Here is a 16,376-nt window from a genome sequence, read left to right on the forward strand (position 1 = left end):
CGCTCAATGATTCTTGGGAATTCTTCGACAGGATTCATAGTAGAAAATTTTATTGGTACGTAGATACCGCAAGTTAATTCACTTTCATTCCTGTTAGTGATTCCCCGGAGTCATGTAGTTTTTTCTGAATGTCTTACAACGCAGAGGTGCTAAGCTGTAATGCCAATAACTGTTTTTGACTAGATGTGGAACGACAACCCGACAACTTTTGAAAACAACGACAATAGCATAGTCGAAAACTACTACACTTTCATTCCAGTTAGTGATTCCGGGGAATCATCTGTGTTTTTTATGGCTATGTTGTGCAGGGCTGTCTCAAAATTGCTAATTCAGAGTGGGGGATTATCCCAGTTTTTGGAGATCCTGAATAAACAGAAGCAGCTCGCTCTTGTATCCTTGAAAATAGCCGTTCAGTTTCTTTGTCCGCTTCTCCAGGAACTTGTTCAATGCCTCCTGGCTGCCGATTGTCTTCAGTTCGTCGATGAACTCCCATCGTTGCTGTTCAAACCAATTTTCTGATCGTAATACACGACGACCGCCATAAGTTTGTTCGTAGTAGGCATATACCTTGGCAGCGTGTTCAACCGTTTTTTCCTGCATCAGTCTTTTTAATGCTCCGGAGTATGCACGGATCAGATACCAGTTTTTATTCAGTTCATCGGAGTATTCAATCAGGTACTTCAGACTTTCGATCTGCTCGTAGAACGCTTGGATAGCTCCGCTGTCGAGTTTTTGCTGAAGGTTCGATAGTGTGTCGGTGACTGATGCCGTGAATTCGCGCAACGATTGGTCGTCTGTCTGTTTGGGTGAATTGCCCTGGCTAGTCCAGGTCCTGAGCTGGTTTAAAATACGATCTTCTGATGCCATATTATCGTTTGTTTTTATGAGCAATTTAGCCGGAAGCATCAGATTTACCAACGGCGAGCGATACGTATTTACTAAATGCTTCTTCCCGTTGATCAATTCAAAGATTCTGACGAGCAAAGTAACGGTTGCAGCTTATTCGTCCTTTTTCGGAATAGCAGATTGCAGAACGATCGTCGAGATGGTGAGTCTAAATATGTCGAAAGGACTCCCAAATCAACTTGCCGCTATATGAAGGATGAGCATATTGTGAACTGTTGCGTTTTTACAGACTAATTTACAGACTGAGCCATTCAGGTATAATCTCGTCCCGATAAATTGGGGTTGGAACTCCGTAAAAAAGCAAAGTGGGTTTATTGGGTAACTTCAAGCATAACAGTGTGTTGTGTTGTTGTGCTGATCTGGGGGAGTGCTTTGCATGCTTGGTGCATGATTTGCGAAAGCACGTTAATTTGAGACAATACGAATGTCTGATAGTCAGAAATCTGAAGATCTAACGATCTATTGAAATACACATCGCTATTGCTTTGTTTTCAGCAGGTGCGACTCGATATTGTCAATAAACATTTGGCGTGTCTGATCTTTGGTTCGGCCAATGCCGGCGGTCATCATCGGTTTTCCTTCAAGCGGAATGTACAGAAAAGCCGGTATGCTTGAAATGCCGAATACACCTGCTAACTCCCGTTCTTTCTGAGTGTCAATTTTATACACGACTATTTTGCCTTTGTACTCTCGGGCAACATCTTCCAGTATGGGGCCGGCAATCTTGCAGGGGCCACACCAGTCGGCATAAAAATCGATAATGGCTGGTTTCTCACCCAAAAACTTCCATTCGTTTGGCGATTGTTCGTAGTTCCAAACCTGTTTCAGGAATTGATCCTTCGAAATTAATGACACTGCTTGGTCTGCGGTTCTTTTATCTCCTTGTTCAGCTTTGTTTGAATTGTTATCGGCGCTGCAACTTCCCATGGTGATCCAGCTGGTTAGCAGTATTGCAAATAAATGTTTCATTGCTTTTGTTTTTATGTCATAATCCTACTGATCAAATATAACGGTTTGAAAATGAATTTGAGTACATAAATATGTGAAAATTCAACTATGTATATTTAATGCTCAAATGCTTGTTTTTAATTTGAATGACGCAACGGTCTTGTTTTACCTGAATCTATTTGGTATAAACGAAATATTTTAGGCCATGAAGAGATTAATGAAATGGACATTCTTGCTTTCTGTTGTATTTTTATTGACCGCTTGCGACTGGGATGATGATGGGTATTCGCTGAACAACTATTGGGTTGATTTTGGTTTGGTCCAGGCAGGCGAGAATGGCGAAGATTTCAGAATCGCCGTCGATCCGGGATATGCGATTATTCCGATTAATCTGCATGAAATTAACCTGGAAAAGTATAAAAACGATGTGCGTGTAATCGTCAATTATACGATTGTGGGTGATCGAACGGTGGGGGAGGAATCCGAGTATTATGCCCGAATTAATTTACTGCGTACGGTTTTGTACAAGGAACCCATTGACATTACACCGGAAGTGGAGGACAGCATTGGCAACGATCCGATCGATGTGAAGGACGTTTGGACGACCAAGCAGATGTTGAATTTTGAGCTTCACTATTGGGGGGCGAATCAGGTTCATTACATCAACCTGGTAAAACAGCCGGGAGAAATAACAGCCGAAGATCTTCCGCTGGAACTGGAGCTCCGCCACAATGCCAACGGCGATCAAAATGCCTATCGGATGTCGGCTTTTGTAACCTTCGACTTAAGCCAATTGCAGGTCGAAGGTCGCGATTCGGTGAATTATATCGTTCGCAGTACTGATTACGATGGTGCTGAGTATACCTACGAAGGCGTTTATAAGTATTAATTTATTGCTACAAACCAGTTCGGGCCTTTTGTCGGTGAGATAAGGGGCCTTTTTATTCCTTCAAAATAGAGAAACAAAAATGTCCTTTTATATCTTTTCCTAAAAGCGTATTTTTCGGGTCGCGAAAATTTTAAGTTGGATATGAAGAAAATTTACACAATCGTATTATCGGCACTTCTGCTAAGTGCCTGTACAAATCCAAAATCAATGAGTGAGAAAAGCAAGACTTATGTCCCGGAGACTCCGCAGCTAAGCTCCGATGTGATGACGCCTGAAGTGTTATGGTCTTTTGGGCGGGTAGGAAACGCCAGCCTGTCGCCCGACGGCAAGACGGTGTTGTTTGCAATTACCTACTATAACATCGAAGAAAATAAGGGCTACCGCGAGTTGTATACAGTACCGGTGGACGGAGGCGACCCCGTACAGTTAACCAATACGGCCTCCAATGAGTCGAATGCTGCCTGGTGCCCGGATGGTGAAAAAATTGGTTACATCTCCTCCGCTTCCGGAACACCGCAGTTGTGGGAGATGAACACTGATGGATCTTCGGCACAGCAAATATCAGATATCGAAGGGGGCATCACCGGCTTTTGCTATTCTCCCGACTCCAAAAAAATTGCTTACATCAAGCAAGTGAAACTGGACGATGATATTCATGATTTGTTTCCCGATTTGCCCAAAGCAAATGCCCGCCTGGAATCGGACCTGATGTACCGCCATTGGGATCAGTGGCACGATTATACCTACAACCACATTTTTGTAGCCGAATTGAATGGTGGCCAAATTAAAGGGGGAACAGACTTGCTGGAAGGAGAGAAGTTTGATGCTCCCGATCGTCCGTTCGACGGCATTGAGCAGCTATGCTGGAGTCCCGATTCGAAGACAATCGTTTATTCCAGCAAGAAGCTTCGGGGAAAAGCTTATGCCGAAAGCACCAACACCGATCTTTACGAGTATGATCTGCAAACTGGCCAAACCCGCAATCTGACCGAAGCCCATAAAGGATACGATAAAAATCCGGTTTTCTCGCCCGATGGAAAATACCTGGCCTGGACAAGTATGAAACGCGATGGTTACGAGTCGGATCAAACACGTTTATTTGTGCTGAACCGGGAAACCGGCGAAGAGAAAAACTATTCAGCCAACTGGGAGCAAAATGCCGAACATTTAAGTTGGAGCAAGGATGGACAGGCTATTTTCTTCATCAGCGACATTCATGCCACCGACGAGATTTATCGCCTAAGTCTGGCAGATGGTCACATTCAGCGGCTCACCGAGGGCGTGCATAATTACCAGACGGTTGAAGAAACAGCTACCGGAAAGCTATTAGCAACAAAAGTCTCTATGTCGCAGCCTGCTGAACTGTATGTGGTTGATCCGGCTAACGGTAGCGATCAGCCATTGACTGCGGTGAATAAAGGTTTAATGGATCAACTGACAATGGGAAAGGTCGAAAGTCGCTGGGTGAAAACGGTCGATAACAAGGATATGTTGGTTTGGGTTATCTATCCGCCGCACTTCGATCCAAATAAAAAGTATCCCGCCATTTTGTATTGCCAGGGTGGCCCGCAGGGTACCGTCAGCCAGTTTTGGTCCTATCGCTGGAACTTCCAGATGATGGCTGCCAACGATTATATCATCGTTGCCCCGAATCGGCGCGGTTTGCCGGGCTTTGGAATGGAATGGCTGGAGCAAATCAGTAAAGATTACGGCGGCCTGAATATTCAGGATTATTTGGCAGCAATAGATGATGTTGCTCAGGAACCTTATGTCGATGAAAACCGGTTGGGAGCCGTTGGAGCCAGCTATGGTGGCTTCTCGGTCAATTACCTGGCGGGGCATAACGAAAGCAAGCGTTTTAAGGCTTTCATCTCGCATTGCGGCATTTTCAACTTCGAACAGATGTATGTTACAACCGAGGAAATGTGGTTTGAAAACTGGGATATTGGTGGTCCCTATTGGGATAAATCGAACGCTGCAGCACAACGGTCATACAGCTTCTCTCCGCATTTGTTTGTTGAAAAGTGGAATACTCCAATCTTGGTGATTACCGGCGAGAAGGATTTCCGAATCCCGTTTACCCAGGGAATGGGGGCGTTCAATGCAGCAGTTTTGCAGGATATACCAGCTCAGTTTTTGTGCTTCCCCGAAGAAAGCCATTGGGTAACAACTGCCCAAAACGGAATATTGTGGCAGCGCGTATTTAAAAATTGGCTGGATAAATGGCTGAAATAGAATTCTTAATAAAACCAGATCAAAAAGCATTGCCGGTTGGCGATGCTTTTTTTATGCGCCGGCGGGATTTATCGGCATAATATCCTAAGATCTTGGGATTGACCGGGCAGGCTGTGCTCCTTATTTTTGTTGCATCGCCCGTTAACAGGGATTGATTGCGAATAACTTGTTCCGAAAATAACGGAAACGCTCAACCAATAGGGGCTGAACTTGTTTAAATGCCTCAGTGAAGCGACGCCGGGGGAGCGTATAACTTTTGAAAAATTGAAAATCATGTTTGCAGGTATCCGAAAGCTTTGGGGAGGCGACAATGTGGCTCCCGCAAAAGACACCATAACTATACTGTACGGAAGTAAATCGGGCAATGCTGAATTTGTTGCCAGTGAAACTTTCCGGCACCTCAAAGATTTGGGGCAAAAAGCCCGGCTGAAGAATTTGTCGTCCTATAAGGCGGCATCGTTAGCCGATGAATCTACAGTGCTCTTTGTGGTCAGCACGCATGGCGAAGGAGATCCTCCTCCCTCATCGCTTCGCTTCTTTAAGCAGTTGAACCGGATGCAGGAAGAACTTGCTGAATTGAACTTTTCAGTTTGTGCATTGGGCGATTCCGATTACGATCATTTTTGCCAGGCCGGGCGTAAGCTGGAAAAACGCCTGCTGGAGCTTGGCGCCCGGGTGTTTTCGGAGCGTGTTGATTGCGACGAAGCATTCGAAGTGGCTGCTTCGGGATGGATATCCACGGTGGTCAAAAAATTGACCAACGCTGACAATCCGGAAACTCTGAGTCTGCAGAAGCAGGACCGAACCTGGCATGTTGGACTAATTCGCGATAAGCAGAAACTGAATGAGCGTGCGGCAGATTCGGTGTATCATATTTGTTTGTCGATCGATGCCTCGACCGTCTTTTATCGGCCGGGCGACTCCATCGGCATCATCCCACAGAATCCGGTAGCTTTGGTCGATCAAATCTTGTTGCGGTTGAATTTGAAGCCCGACGAGTTGGTCGATGTACAGGAAGAACTTTCGGTTCGGGAGTTTTTGTTGACAAAAGCCGAACTTACCAGACTGAGCAGGGCTTTGTTGGAGCGATATCGGGAGTTGACCAGTGATGAAAATCTGACTGATTTGTTGACGGAGGAACAAGCATGTCGTCATTATTGCGAGGCACACGATTTTCTTGATTTGTTGCAAGACTTTCCCTATCCGCTAAAAGCGGGAGAGTTCCCCGGTCTGCTCGATCAGCTAAAAGTACGGTATTATTCCATCGCTTCTTTTCAACCCAATACACCATCCGAAATTCACCTGACGGTTAAACAGCTGTCATTCAGTCGTCGAAATCGGTTGCGGCAAGGAGCTTGCTCCAATTACCTGAGTGAATGGCTTGCACCAGGAACAGCAGTTTCGTTTTTTGTAGCCCCCGACGATGGATTCCGATTGCCCGCAGATCCCACAGTTCCGGTGATCTTTATAGCTGCCGGAACCGGTATTGCTCCTGTGCGTGCATTTCTGACCGAGCGGGAACAGCATGCCTGTTCTCGTAATTGGTTAATCTTTGGGGCCAAAAGTCGGGCGGACGACTTTCTATATCAGCAGCAGCTCGAACAATGGAAGCATAGTGGCACACTTGAGTATCTGGATCTGGCCTTCTCGCGCGACCAATCCGTAAAGGTGTATGTGCAGGACTTAATGCTGCGAAGGGGCGAGGAGCTCTTGAAATGGATCGACGCCGGTGCTCATATCTATGTTTGCGGATCGATAGCCATGGGGCGCGATGTGCGCGCTGCAATTGATGCGATGCTAAGTGCTTCTGTAGACCAATGCTCTCTCAATCAATTGATCGAGGATAAGCGCTATTGCGAAGATGTGTATTGACGCGAGGCCGGCCGCGATCGGACGAAATATCCCAATATATAGGGATTGGACGACGATAATAACCACACTTGTCGAATAGCCCTGAACCCGCCATGCGAAATCTTATACCGCCCTATAGACTAATTTGTACACTAAAATAGAACGGTATAATCGGGAAAGCTATGTCCGGTCGCCAAAACCGCCTGCCCGGAGGGGCCCCTTGTTGCCGAAAACAGAGGCAAAGCAGGAGCTATTTGGCGGGCATAGTCGGTTTTGCAACAAAAACAGGGCTTGCTAGGCCAACAATACCACCCCAAACGCCTTCCGGAAGGGAAACAAAAAACCGATTGAAAACACTATCCGAGAATAGTTAATTAACAGTCGGTTAAGCCAGGAACAGTGTTTAGTTCAACAAAGCCTCCAATGCCAAGCGTATGCAACAACGTTTGAGTAGAGGCTAAGTGTTTTAGCTGTAGTTTGTTTTTAGTCAATGTAAGTTTCTTTCAGTACAGCTTTCAATTCCTTAATTTCTGGTTTACTCAACCGGCCAAGTTCCTTCAATACCCTTTGTTTGTCAACCGTTCTGATTTGATCTAATACAATCCATCCAATTTTATTGTCATGCTTTATTTCAATTCTCGTTGGATAGTTTTTTGAACTTGTAGTCATGGGAACGATTACAATCGTGTTCAAATATTTATTCATTTCGTTGGGGGAAATAACAACACAAGGTCTGGTCTTTTTTATTTCACTACCAATTGTTGGGTCTAGGTTGACTAATATAATTTGATACTGATTTATTTCCATTCTTCAAGGTTTTCGTCTTCAAAAACATCATTGAATAATAATCGATCATCGCCATTTTTATTCATTTCTTTAAATGCTTTTTCCCAACCTTTTCTTGGCTTAGACAATGGTTTAATTACAATTTGTCCTTTCTCTAAGACTAAATCAACTGAATCTTTAATGTTATACCTTTTAAGCAATGTTTTACTTAGCCGTATTCCTCTCGAATTTCCGATTTTAACTACTGAAACTTCCATGATTATCTTTTGAAATGTAATTACAAAGTTATCACTTTTAGCTTGTTTTCCAAATTAAGTCTGAAGGGCTTGGTCTAAGTTGTCGATGCGGGATTTGGGGCGAGTCGGTGTCCGTGTGTACACGCAACGGCAATGCGGGAACCCGCAGTTGGTGCACTTACTTTTTCATGACCACGCGATGCGCAATCGCGCGGTAGCGGGTAGAAACAAAAAACCGATTGAAAACACTATCCGAAAATAGTTAATTGACAGTCGGTTAAGCTGGAGTGAGTGTTTAGTTCAACAAAGCCTCCAATGTCAAGCGTATGCAAGCAACGCTTGATTAGAGGCTAAGTGTTAGCCGCAAGTGGTTTATCTTTTTGTCAATAGGTTAAATAATTTTTCGTTTATATAATAGTTTCCGGTTCCAATTCTTTCTTTTTTCAAAATTCCATCCTCTGCCAGTTTATTCAAATAGTTTGCGGCTGTAATTCTTGAAACATTCAAGTCGTTTACAATGAATTCAATTTTCGTATATGGATGTTTAAAAAGGTTGTTTAACAAATCCTGGCTGTAAAATTTATAATTGTCCCGGAGTTTATGTTTGTACTCCATCATCATCTCTCTGATTTGGATAATTAATTTAATGGTTTCACGCGAAGTTTTTTCAATTCCATGAATCATAAATAACAACCATTCTTCCCAGTTTTCATTGTCTCGAAGTTCTTGTAAAAGCCTGTAATAGTCTGCTTTATTTTGAATGATGTAATTACTTAAATACAGAATAGGAAGATTCTGCAGTTTTTCAATAATTAAATAGAGGATATTTATTATTCTTCCTGTTCGGCCGTTTCCGTCGTAGAATGGGTGAATACTTTCGAATTGATAATGGATTATCGCCATTTTTATAATGGGGTCATAATCACTCATTGAAGGGTCATTAATGAACTTTTCGAGGTTCGTCATCAATTTATTTATATCATTGATATCTTGTGGAGGAGTGTAAATTGTTTCTCCTGTCGAAGAATTTTTTAAAGCAGTTCCGGGAAGTTTTCGAAAACCAGCACTGTTTCCTTCCAGTTCTCTATGAATTTCAATGATTATGTTTTTTGTAATTAAACCGTTTGTTTTTATTAATTCAAATCCTTTTTTGAGAGCAGAAATATAATTCTGAACTTCTTTAGCTTCAAGTGATTTAAATGAGTCAAGTTTTAATTCTGATTTATATAAATCATCATGTGTTGTAATAATATTTTCGATTGCTGAACTGTCTTTTGCTTCTTGCAGTCCAAGTGTATTGACCAAAATGATTTGATTGGGAATTGTCGATGCAATGCCTTTTAATTCAGCCAAAGCTGCATGAGCAGCAGGTAAACTTTTAAGTACAGCTTTCGTCTCAACGTCAACAGTCACTGGCAGTTCTTTTAATTTCCAATTTTCATCTTGACTCATTGTGTAAAGATTTTTAGATTTTCTTTACGAAAATAGTTTATTCTGTAAAGAAAAATTGAATTTCTTTACAAAGAATGTCTGATTTGTTAATATTTTTCAATTTTCTATACATTGCACATCCTTTCTCACCATTTGCGGTAACGGTTGGTAGTCGAGTAGTCAAAGGGAGTTTCACCCTAAGCCTCTCACAGAACCGCATCCCGATTAATCGGGACAAGCTTTGACAGTTTCCCGTCATCCGGCTCTTGTTATACAAATATAAATGTTTTAGCCAGTTACAGGCCCGGAAAATTGTTCCCGAACGCGGTTATACCACTGCCATGCCCGGCGCAGACTGGTTTTGTAACCTTTGCACCTTCGGCGTGCCCAGCGGATCTGGCGGCGGCTTAATAAATGAAAGATCGGGTGTATCGCGCTTTTCCAGAACCTTCCGTAGTAGTTGATCCAACCGCAGATGTACGGGGTCAGGAATTGGGCTACCCCTACAAGGCTTTTGTGGGTTAGCCCAACAATGTTCAGTTCTTCCAGTTTATCGGCAATTTGCTTCTTCGAGCTCGTACTGATGGCACTGTCAAGTCCGAGGAATAAAACCGGACTTGAAAGTCCAACAATACCACCCCAAACGCCTTCCGAAATGGAAACAAAAAACCGATTGAAAACACTATCCGAAAATAGTTAATTGACAGTCGGTTAAGCCAGGAGCAGTGTTTAGTTCAACAAAGCCTCCAATGCCAAGCGTATGCAAGCAACGCTTGATTAGAGGCTAAGTGTTAGCGCGTCGTTGTTTATTTTTTTCTGTCTAACCACCATTTTTCATTTTCTAATTCTCTCGCCTTTTCAACAGTTAAATCACCAACTTTTATTCCAAAAGCTGATAAATAACTTTCCCAGCCATTTGCTTGATATTCATCTACAACACCAAATTCTCCTGCACCACAATCTAACTCACTGCTATCTGGAATGCGAAAGTCTCCCCAATTACATTTTTTTGAATCTTTCGATTTGTAGCTTGTCCAGATGCCTTCAAACTGATTATTTTCAAAACCGTCTGCAATGAACTCTAATGCATCATATCGTATTTTGCCGGAATTGTCAATATAAAAGTTGGTTATAAAAGTTCCACTGAGAGTTCCAGTTCCTTTAAAGTCTGAATCCTCAAAGAACTCATATTCTCCTGTTACAAATCCTTGTTTGGTGTCTGTATAACTGTTTACATATGCTTTTGCCTCTTTTATTTTAATCATTCCTTGGAACGGACATATATTTGTCTTGACACGTGTTTTTCCGTAAATAAAATATTCGATTCTGTTTGTTGGATTCTGAATTGCAGAAATAAAATGAATGTAAAATCTTTGGTAATTATCTCCAATGTATCCAAGTGGTTCTGCTCTTTCAATTATGGTCGTATCTCCTTCAAATTCATAGTTGATTTCTTTGATTGTCCACAAATCTGAAATATCATAGTTCTTTATCTCTTGGGAAAAATCATATGTTTCTTCCTCTTGTCCTTTAACGGTAAATACTGCGAAAAATGCGATTATAATTAGTAGATGTTTCATTCTTGATTTTTTCAATGCGCGCTAACGGTTGGTACATGTTGTCGGGGCGGATTTCGGAGAGCGTTCCTGTCCGAAGGACACGGAACTGCGATGCGAGAATCCGCAGTTGGCGTACCACCGAATCCCGCCCTGCAATATGTACTGTGTGTGTGCCCAGCATGAGCATGTGCACACTTACTGTAAATTCTGGATAAAATTGAAAAATACAATTTTTCCGGGGTTAAACAATAAAGTGTAGCATGAAATTATTCCAGAGGGTGTAAGTCCCTTCCCGATAAATCGGGACAAGTCGCGGGTCCCGAGACATCGGGGAACCGTTAGCAAGTGGCAAGCTGGTTTACCGTGAGGTATGCAGTGAAGGTTATTTGCGCTTGATTAATGAGCAAATAAATTCAACCGGCAAATCCCGGTACTGACGAACAGTGAATGGAATGCAGTTTTACGATCGTAAAACCAAATGTCCGGTGGACATTTGATGACATGAAAAGCGAAGCCCTGATATGAGGCCATGAGGTCGGATGAGCAAGCACAGGGCCGACTGGTTAAAATTTGTCCGGTGGACAAATTTAAGGAGGAGCCAGCTTGCAGGGGAGGTGACGTCCCAAACATTCAGCAATGAATGAGCACCGAAGTGGTAGATCAGGCAGCGATTGGGAGAAGGAAGATGCTCTTACCTGGGGAGGTCTCAGAGGCTAAAAGCCTTTAAGAAGTCATCCGGCAGCTGCCGGACTTCGTAGGCTTTGGAAACGAGCCGTCACCGAAAAGGCGGAGGTCTCACAGATAAGCTGAAGGGCTGAACATTAAGATGTTCCAAATTCGTTTGGGATCGACCATTTACGGTTGTAGCCTTGACTTAGGCGGAACAGGGTAACAAAGAAGTAAGTATGATTGAGGCAATTTTGAACCGACGAAACATGATGCACGCATACCGCCAGGTAGTATCCAACAAGGGAGCTGCCGGAGTGGATGGTATGAACGTGAAGGAACTCTATCAGCACCTGCGTAATAACAGGGAGCAGCTGGAGTCCGACATTCGTCAGGGGAACTATCTGCCTCAGGCTATTCTCGGGGTCGAAATCCCGAAATCGAACGGAAAGAAACGCCTGTTAGGCATTCCTACCGTAATTGATCGCCTGCTGCAACAAGCAGTCGGGCAGGTTCTGGCTGTCCGGTTTGAAGTAGAGTTTGAAGATCAAAGCTATGGCTTCCGGCCCAACCGGAATGCACAGCAAGCGGTGTTAAAAGCTCAAGAGTATATCAATTCCGGCTTTCAAAACATTGTCGACATTGATCTGAAAAGCTTCTTCGACGAAGTAGATCACAGCATTCTATTGCAACTGATCTACCGAAAGGTGAAATGTCCGCTAACCATGCGGCTCATCCGCAAATGGCTTCGGTCACCGATTTTAATCGACGGTAAACTGAGGAAAAGGCGCAAAGGCGTTCCGCAGGGAAGTCCGCTCAGTCCGCTACTGTCCAACATCATGTTGCATGAGCTGGACAAGGAGCTGAAACGACAGAACCTTCGTTTTGTGCGCTATGCCGACGACTTTAGCATTTACCTGAAAACAAAGTCGACAGCCCGGAGAGTTGGTAACGACATCTTCCGCTTTTTGCGCGACAAGCTTAAACTACCGATCAACCGGGAAAAGAGCGGCATTCGTCGTCCTGTCAACTTCAAGGTGTTGGGATATGGTTTTGTGCCGACTTACCGCAAAGGCGAGAAAGGCAAATACCAGCTGGTTGCGTCGGACAAGAGTTGGAAGAACCTGAAATACAAACTAAAGGTAATCACCCGTAAAACCACGCCAATGAGATTCGACGAGCGCATTCAAAAGCTCGGTGAAGTTTCGCGGGGCTGGCTTAATTACTTCCGCTTGGCAAGTTTACAAGTCAAACTGAAAGATATTGACGGGTGGATTCGGAATCGACTGCGATACTGTATCTGGTCCGGCAGCTGCCGGATCAAAGCCCGATTCTGGGAACAACTATTACCTTGGAACGCTTGCGAAAACGAGGGTACGAAGCGATGCTTACCTATTACGAGAAAGTTACCCCATCCGGCAGTAGCCGGAAACCGCCGTATACGAGACCCGAGATTTGAATGTCCGGTGGACATTTGAAGCGAAGGGGAGGAGCGAAGCTCGCGTACGTACGGTGGTCCCGAAAACCGGGATAAATCGTGAGAGGCTCTCCCCGTCAGTTCTTACTGGCGGGGCAGTCTACTCGATGTGTGCTGTGAGTTGCAAAGTCAACGCAACTGTGATAGAGATGGAAGAAGGCCTTCCGGCAAGGATTTTCAGGAATACTTGTCAAACCACTACTATGATGTTATGATGGCAACTGAGTAGCATGAAGCGATAGTAGAAAAGGCAGGACTACCTGTCAGGTATGAATAAAGGAGATGAGCGAAAGCGAACTTACCGATGAAGTGACGAAATGGTGAGTTGTTGTCAAAACCTGAAAGATATCGAGCTATCAGGGATGAGCACAGAAGATACCTGATTACTGGCTGTGCGGCAACCGTCATAAAGGGAGCATGACCTTTATTCAGGCTTTATTGCGGAAACACAGGAAGCCTGGTCAGGATGAAAAAGGGAAAGTGCAAGCAGAACATGTCTGTGAGTCGATTACCAATGTCTGGTCAGGTGGCGGATGGAACTGTAGTAGTTAGGAAACCACTGTAATGGAGGTGGAGCGAAGAGTTCCAATTATGTAGTTTATCGTTTAATGACAACTTAAATTATTTTAAGGATGATTTTTGAAGGACAAACAAAGTCAATTCCTATCACCAAAACCATGGTATGGGAAGCTTATCTAAAGGTAAGGAGCAATCGAGGAGGAGCAGGGGTAGACGGCCAGTGTTGGGAGTCTTACGATGCGAACCGATCCAAAGAATTGTATAAACTATGGAATAGGTTGGCCTCAGGGAGTTACTTTCCACCACCGGTAAAAAGGGTCGAAATCCCGAAAGCGGATGGAAAGAAACGACCATTAGGCATTCCAACGGTCAGTGATCGTGTCGCCCAACAGGTAATTAAAGCCTATTTGGAGCCGAGACTGGAGAAGGAGTTTCTGGATGTTTCTTATGGTTATCGGCCAAACAGAGGAGCATTGGAAGCAGTAGCCGAGGTACGGAAGAATGTGAAGAAGTATCCTTGGGTAATCGATTTAGATATCCAATCCTTTTTCGACAACGTCAGTCACGATTTAATTTTTAAATCACTGGACAGACATGTAACTGAAAAGTGGGTACTGATGTATATCCGGCGATGGCTTGAGTCTCCCATAATGCTGCCTGATGGAAAATCCCAACAACCCAATGGCAAAGGGACTCCTCAGGGCGGGGTGGTCAGTCCGTTGCTAGCCAACCTGTTTCTGCATTATTGTTTGGACAAATGGCTAGCCCGATACTATCCGGAAACAAGGATGGTGCGGCATGCCGATGACTTGATCCTGCATTGCCGCACAGAGAGAGAATCGAAAGTTGTTTTAACAGCCGTCAAGCAAAGACTGACTAGCTGTGGGCTTACAGCACACCCGGAAAAGACTAAGATTGCTTACTGCATGAAAGCAGGCCGAAGAAAGCAATCTGCTTATTCGGTTCAATTCGATTTTCTGGGTTTCAGTTTTCGTCCAATTATGATGCGTATGAGAAGGGGAGGCTGTTTTCTACAATACGATTGTATGATGAGCCGTCGCACCAAGGTAAGGATTACCGGCGAACTGCGCGCTCTGGAATTCCATAACAAGAGCCACTGGACAATACAGGATTTGTCAGAACTGCTGAATCCAAAAATCCGCGGCTGGATTAATTATTATGGGAAGGTCCATCATCGCTGTGTGAAAACGATCCTCTACTATCTGCACCATCGGATGCTCAAGTGGGTTATGAATAAGTACAAACGGTTTAAGCGAAGTAAAGTGAAAGCAGCCGACTGGTTACGTCGAGTATGTAACCACTATCCGTACTTGTTCTACCACTGGACGCTCGGCTGGCAACTTACCTAAAGTTAGCAGACTGCATAATAAGAGCCGTATGACGGGAGACTGTCACGTACGGTTCTGTGAGAAGTTAGGGGTGAAATTCCCCTAGCTTACTCGACTATGGGCTGGGCTTTTTTTAGTTTTTCTTATTTTTCTTTCCTAGCATTTTTATTGCTCTATCGAAATCAGATTCAATTTTTTGTGTCTTATTAAATCGATCATATTCCGAAAATGCTTTTTGCTCTGCCTGTTTCGCAGAAATTTGTCCTTTCCCCTCAAGCACTTTATACTCGTTAAAATCAAGAAATTTATTTACGCTCTCAGAGAATTGTGCCATTGTAAATGCGTTCCTATTTTCAATAATCCTCTCAATGTAATCAAAGTAGCTACTTATTGTCCGCTCTAAACTTCTTATTTGAGGTTCTGTTAAATAGTTTTTTGCGACATTAGTGTCTGATTTTAAAATCCTTCCATCAGGTGAATTTTTCCAAGTTTTTAATCCCATAAACTCTTTGTCAGCATCTGCATTATCATAAATTATTTCTGCTGCGGTATGTCCGTGAATTGCAAAATGAAATTTATTCTGAACTGTTGCGTAAAATTTCTGGGTTATTTCAGATTTTGGATCATAGTCAATGCTACATTCTGCGAATATATCTGTAATCTGTTGATAGATTCTTCGCTCACTTGCTCGAATTGACCTAACTCTCTCTAATAACTCTTTGAAATAATCTTTACCAAAGTAACGACCATTTTTTAATCGTTCATCATCCATCACAAAACCTTTGATAATGTACTCTTTAAGAGTATTAGTTGCCCATATTCTAAATTTAGTTGCCTGTCTTGAATTTACTCTATAACCTACAGAAATTATAGCATCGAGATTGAAGTATTTAACTTGATATGTCTTATTGTCTGCAGCAGTTGTTTCCAAAATGGAAATAACTGAATTTTCATCAAGCTCTCCTGTTTCAAATATATTTTTTAAATGTTTACTAATTGCCGGTACTTGTACTCCAAATAACTGTGCTATAGATTTTTGAGAAAGCCAAACTGTTTCTTCATTTAAAATAACTTCTACTTTTACATTTCCATCTGGTGCAGAGTAAAGTAAAAAATCGGTCAATTCATCTTTTATCGAAAGCTTTTTCATATCAAATTTTAAAAATCAATCTACGTAAAAGTACTACTTTTCAATTGAAATGTAGTTTTTCGACATCTGAGATGTGCCAATTTTGCCTTGCCCATAACGGTTGGTACATGTTGTCGGGGCGGATTTCGGAGAGCGTTCCTGTCCGAAGGACACGGAACTGCGAAGCGAGAATCCGCAGTTGGCGTACCACCGAACCCCGCCCTGCAATATGTACTGTGTTGAACTAAACCCGCTTTGCGGGAGCTTATTGCACAGCTAAAAATAGGAATAGTTGGCGGGATGTTGCGACTTTCGTGCTTTTAAATTTTAAACAAATTGATTATGAGCAGAAAGTCCTACCTGGAGCAGGCCTGCGAGGCTGTTCCCGAGTTCAA

General features: G+C 43.3%; 13 protein-coding genes. 5 read left to right on the forward strand and 8 right to left on the reverse strand.

Annotation, left to right across the window (positions count from 1 at the left end):
• Positions 1-342 precede the first annotated feature (342 nt).
• Together C8N47_RS18220 and C8N47_RS18225 are read right to left on the reverse strand one after the other, a co-directional pair.
• Positions 343-867 (reverse strand): hypothetical protein, encoded by a 525-nt coding sequence (locus tag C8N47_RS18220; protein ID WP_146161574.1) that lies wholly within the window; start codon positions 865-867, stop codon positions 343-345.
• A 516-nt stretch (positions 868-1,383) separates the two neighbouring features.
• The gene (locus C8N47_RS18225) at positions 1,384-1,875 is read right to left on the reverse strand and encodes a thioredoxin family protein (protein WP_107824012.1); all 492 of its coding nucleotides are present in this window, start codon (positions 1,873-1,875) and stop codon (positions 1,384-1,386) included.
• Positions 1,876-2,059: 184 nt separating this feature from the next.
• Here C8N47_RS18225 and C8N47_RS18230 point away from each other — a divergent pair, with 184 nt between their 5' ends.
• The 3 genes from C8N47_RS18230 (at position 2,060) to C8N47_RS18240 (ending at position 6,850) form a co-directional block, all read left to right on the forward strand.
• Positions 2,060-2,743, forward strand: coding sequence for a NigD1/NigD2 family lipoprotein (locus tag C8N47_RS18230; protein ID WP_107824013.1), 684 nt, complete (start codon positions 2,060-2,062; stop codon positions 2,741-2,743).
• A 207-nt stretch (positions 2,744-2,950) separates the two neighbouring features.
• Positions 2,951-4,978, forward strand: coding sequence for a dipeptidyl-peptidase Dpp5 (dpp5, locus tag C8N47_RS18235; protein ID WP_245915756.1), 2,028 nt, complete (start codon positions 2,951-2,953; stop codon positions 4,976-4,978).
• A 273-nt stretch (positions 4,979-5,251) separates the two neighbouring features.
• Positions 5,252-6,850 carry a diflavin oxidoreductase gene (locus C8N47_RS18240; protein ID WP_107824015.1) on the forward strand — a complete coding sequence of 533 codons (1,599 nt, stop codon included), beginning with the start codon at positions 5,252-5,254 and terminating at the stop codon, positions 6,848-6,850.
• 462 nt (positions 6,851-7,312) lie between these two features.
• On the opposite strand, the gene C8N47_RS18245 is transcribed toward C8N47_RS18240, so the two are convergent.
• The 5 genes from C8N47_RS18245 to C8N47_RS18265 all read right to left on the reverse strand — a co-directional run bounded on the left by C8N47_RS18245 (position 7,313) and on the right by C8N47_RS18265 (position 10,862).
• Positions 7,313-7,636, reverse strand: a complete 324-nt coding sequence (locus C8N47_RS18245) for a type II toxin-antitoxin system PemK/MazF family toxin (protein WP_107824016.1) — start codon at positions 7,634-7,636, stop codon at positions 7,313-7,315.
• The gene (locus C8N47_RS18250) at positions 7,627-7,872 is read right to left on the reverse strand and encodes an AbrB/MazE/SpoVT family DNA-binding domain-containing protein (RefSeq protein WP_107824017.1); all 246 of its coding nucleotides are present in this window, start codon (positions 7,870-7,872) and stop codon (positions 7,627-7,629) included. Before C8N47_RS18250 ends, C8N47_RS18245 begins: the two co-directional genes overlap by 10 nt.
• Before the next feature lie 351 nt (positions 7,873-8,223).
• A complete protein-coding gene (locus C8N47_RS18255) occupies positions 8,224-9,303 on the reverse strand; it encodes a Fic family protein (RefSeq protein ID WP_107824018.1) in 1,080 nt (359 codons plus the stop codon).
• A gap of 267 nt (positions 9,304-9,570) precedes the next feature.
• A complete protein-coding gene (locus C8N47_RS19160; RefSeq protein ID WP_107824022.1) occupies positions 9,571-9,939 on the reverse strand; it encodes a group II intron maturase-specific domain-containing protein in 369 nt (122 codons plus the stop codon).
• A 149-nt stretch (positions 9,940-10,088) separates the two neighbouring features.
• On the reverse strand, positions 10,089-10,862 hold the full coding sequence (locus C8N47_RS18265; protein ID WP_107824019.1) for a hypothetical protein: 774 nt from the start codon (positions 10,860-10,862) through the stop codon (positions 10,089-10,091).
• Between the two features lie 884 nt (positions 10,863-11,746).
• Here C8N47_RS18265 and ltrA (C8N47_RS18270) point away from each other — a divergent pair.
• Together ltrA (C8N47_RS18270) and ltrA (C8N47_RS18275) are read left to right on the forward strand one after the other, a co-directional pair.
• The gene (gene ltrA, locus C8N47_RS18270; protein ID WP_245915757.1) at positions 11,747-12,985 is read left to right on the forward strand and encodes a group II intron reverse transcriptase/maturase; all 1,239 of its coding nucleotides are present in this window, start codon (positions 11,747-11,749) and stop codon (positions 12,983-12,985) included.
• Between the two features lie 631 nt (positions 12,986-13,616).
• Positions 13,617-14,873, forward strand: coding sequence for a group II intron reverse transcriptase/maturase (ltrA, locus tag C8N47_RS18275; protein ID WP_107824020.1), 1,257 nt, complete (start codon positions 13,617-13,619; stop codon positions 14,871-14,873).
• 112 nt (positions 14,874-14,985) lie between these two features.
• Here ltrA (C8N47_RS18275) and C8N47_RS18280 read toward each other — a convergent pair whose 3' ends face one another.
• Entirely contained in the window at positions 14,986-16,002 is a 1,017-nt protein-coding gene (locus C8N47_RS18280; RefSeq protein WP_107824021.1) for a virulence RhuM family protein, read from the reverse strand.
• Positions 16,003-16,376 lie beyond the last annotated feature (374 nt).

The organism is Mangrovibacterium marinum, from assembly GCF_003046625.1.
GTDB lineage: Bacteria > Bacteroidota > Bacteroidia > Bacteroidales > Prolixibacteraceae > Mangrovibacterium > Mangrovibacterium marinum.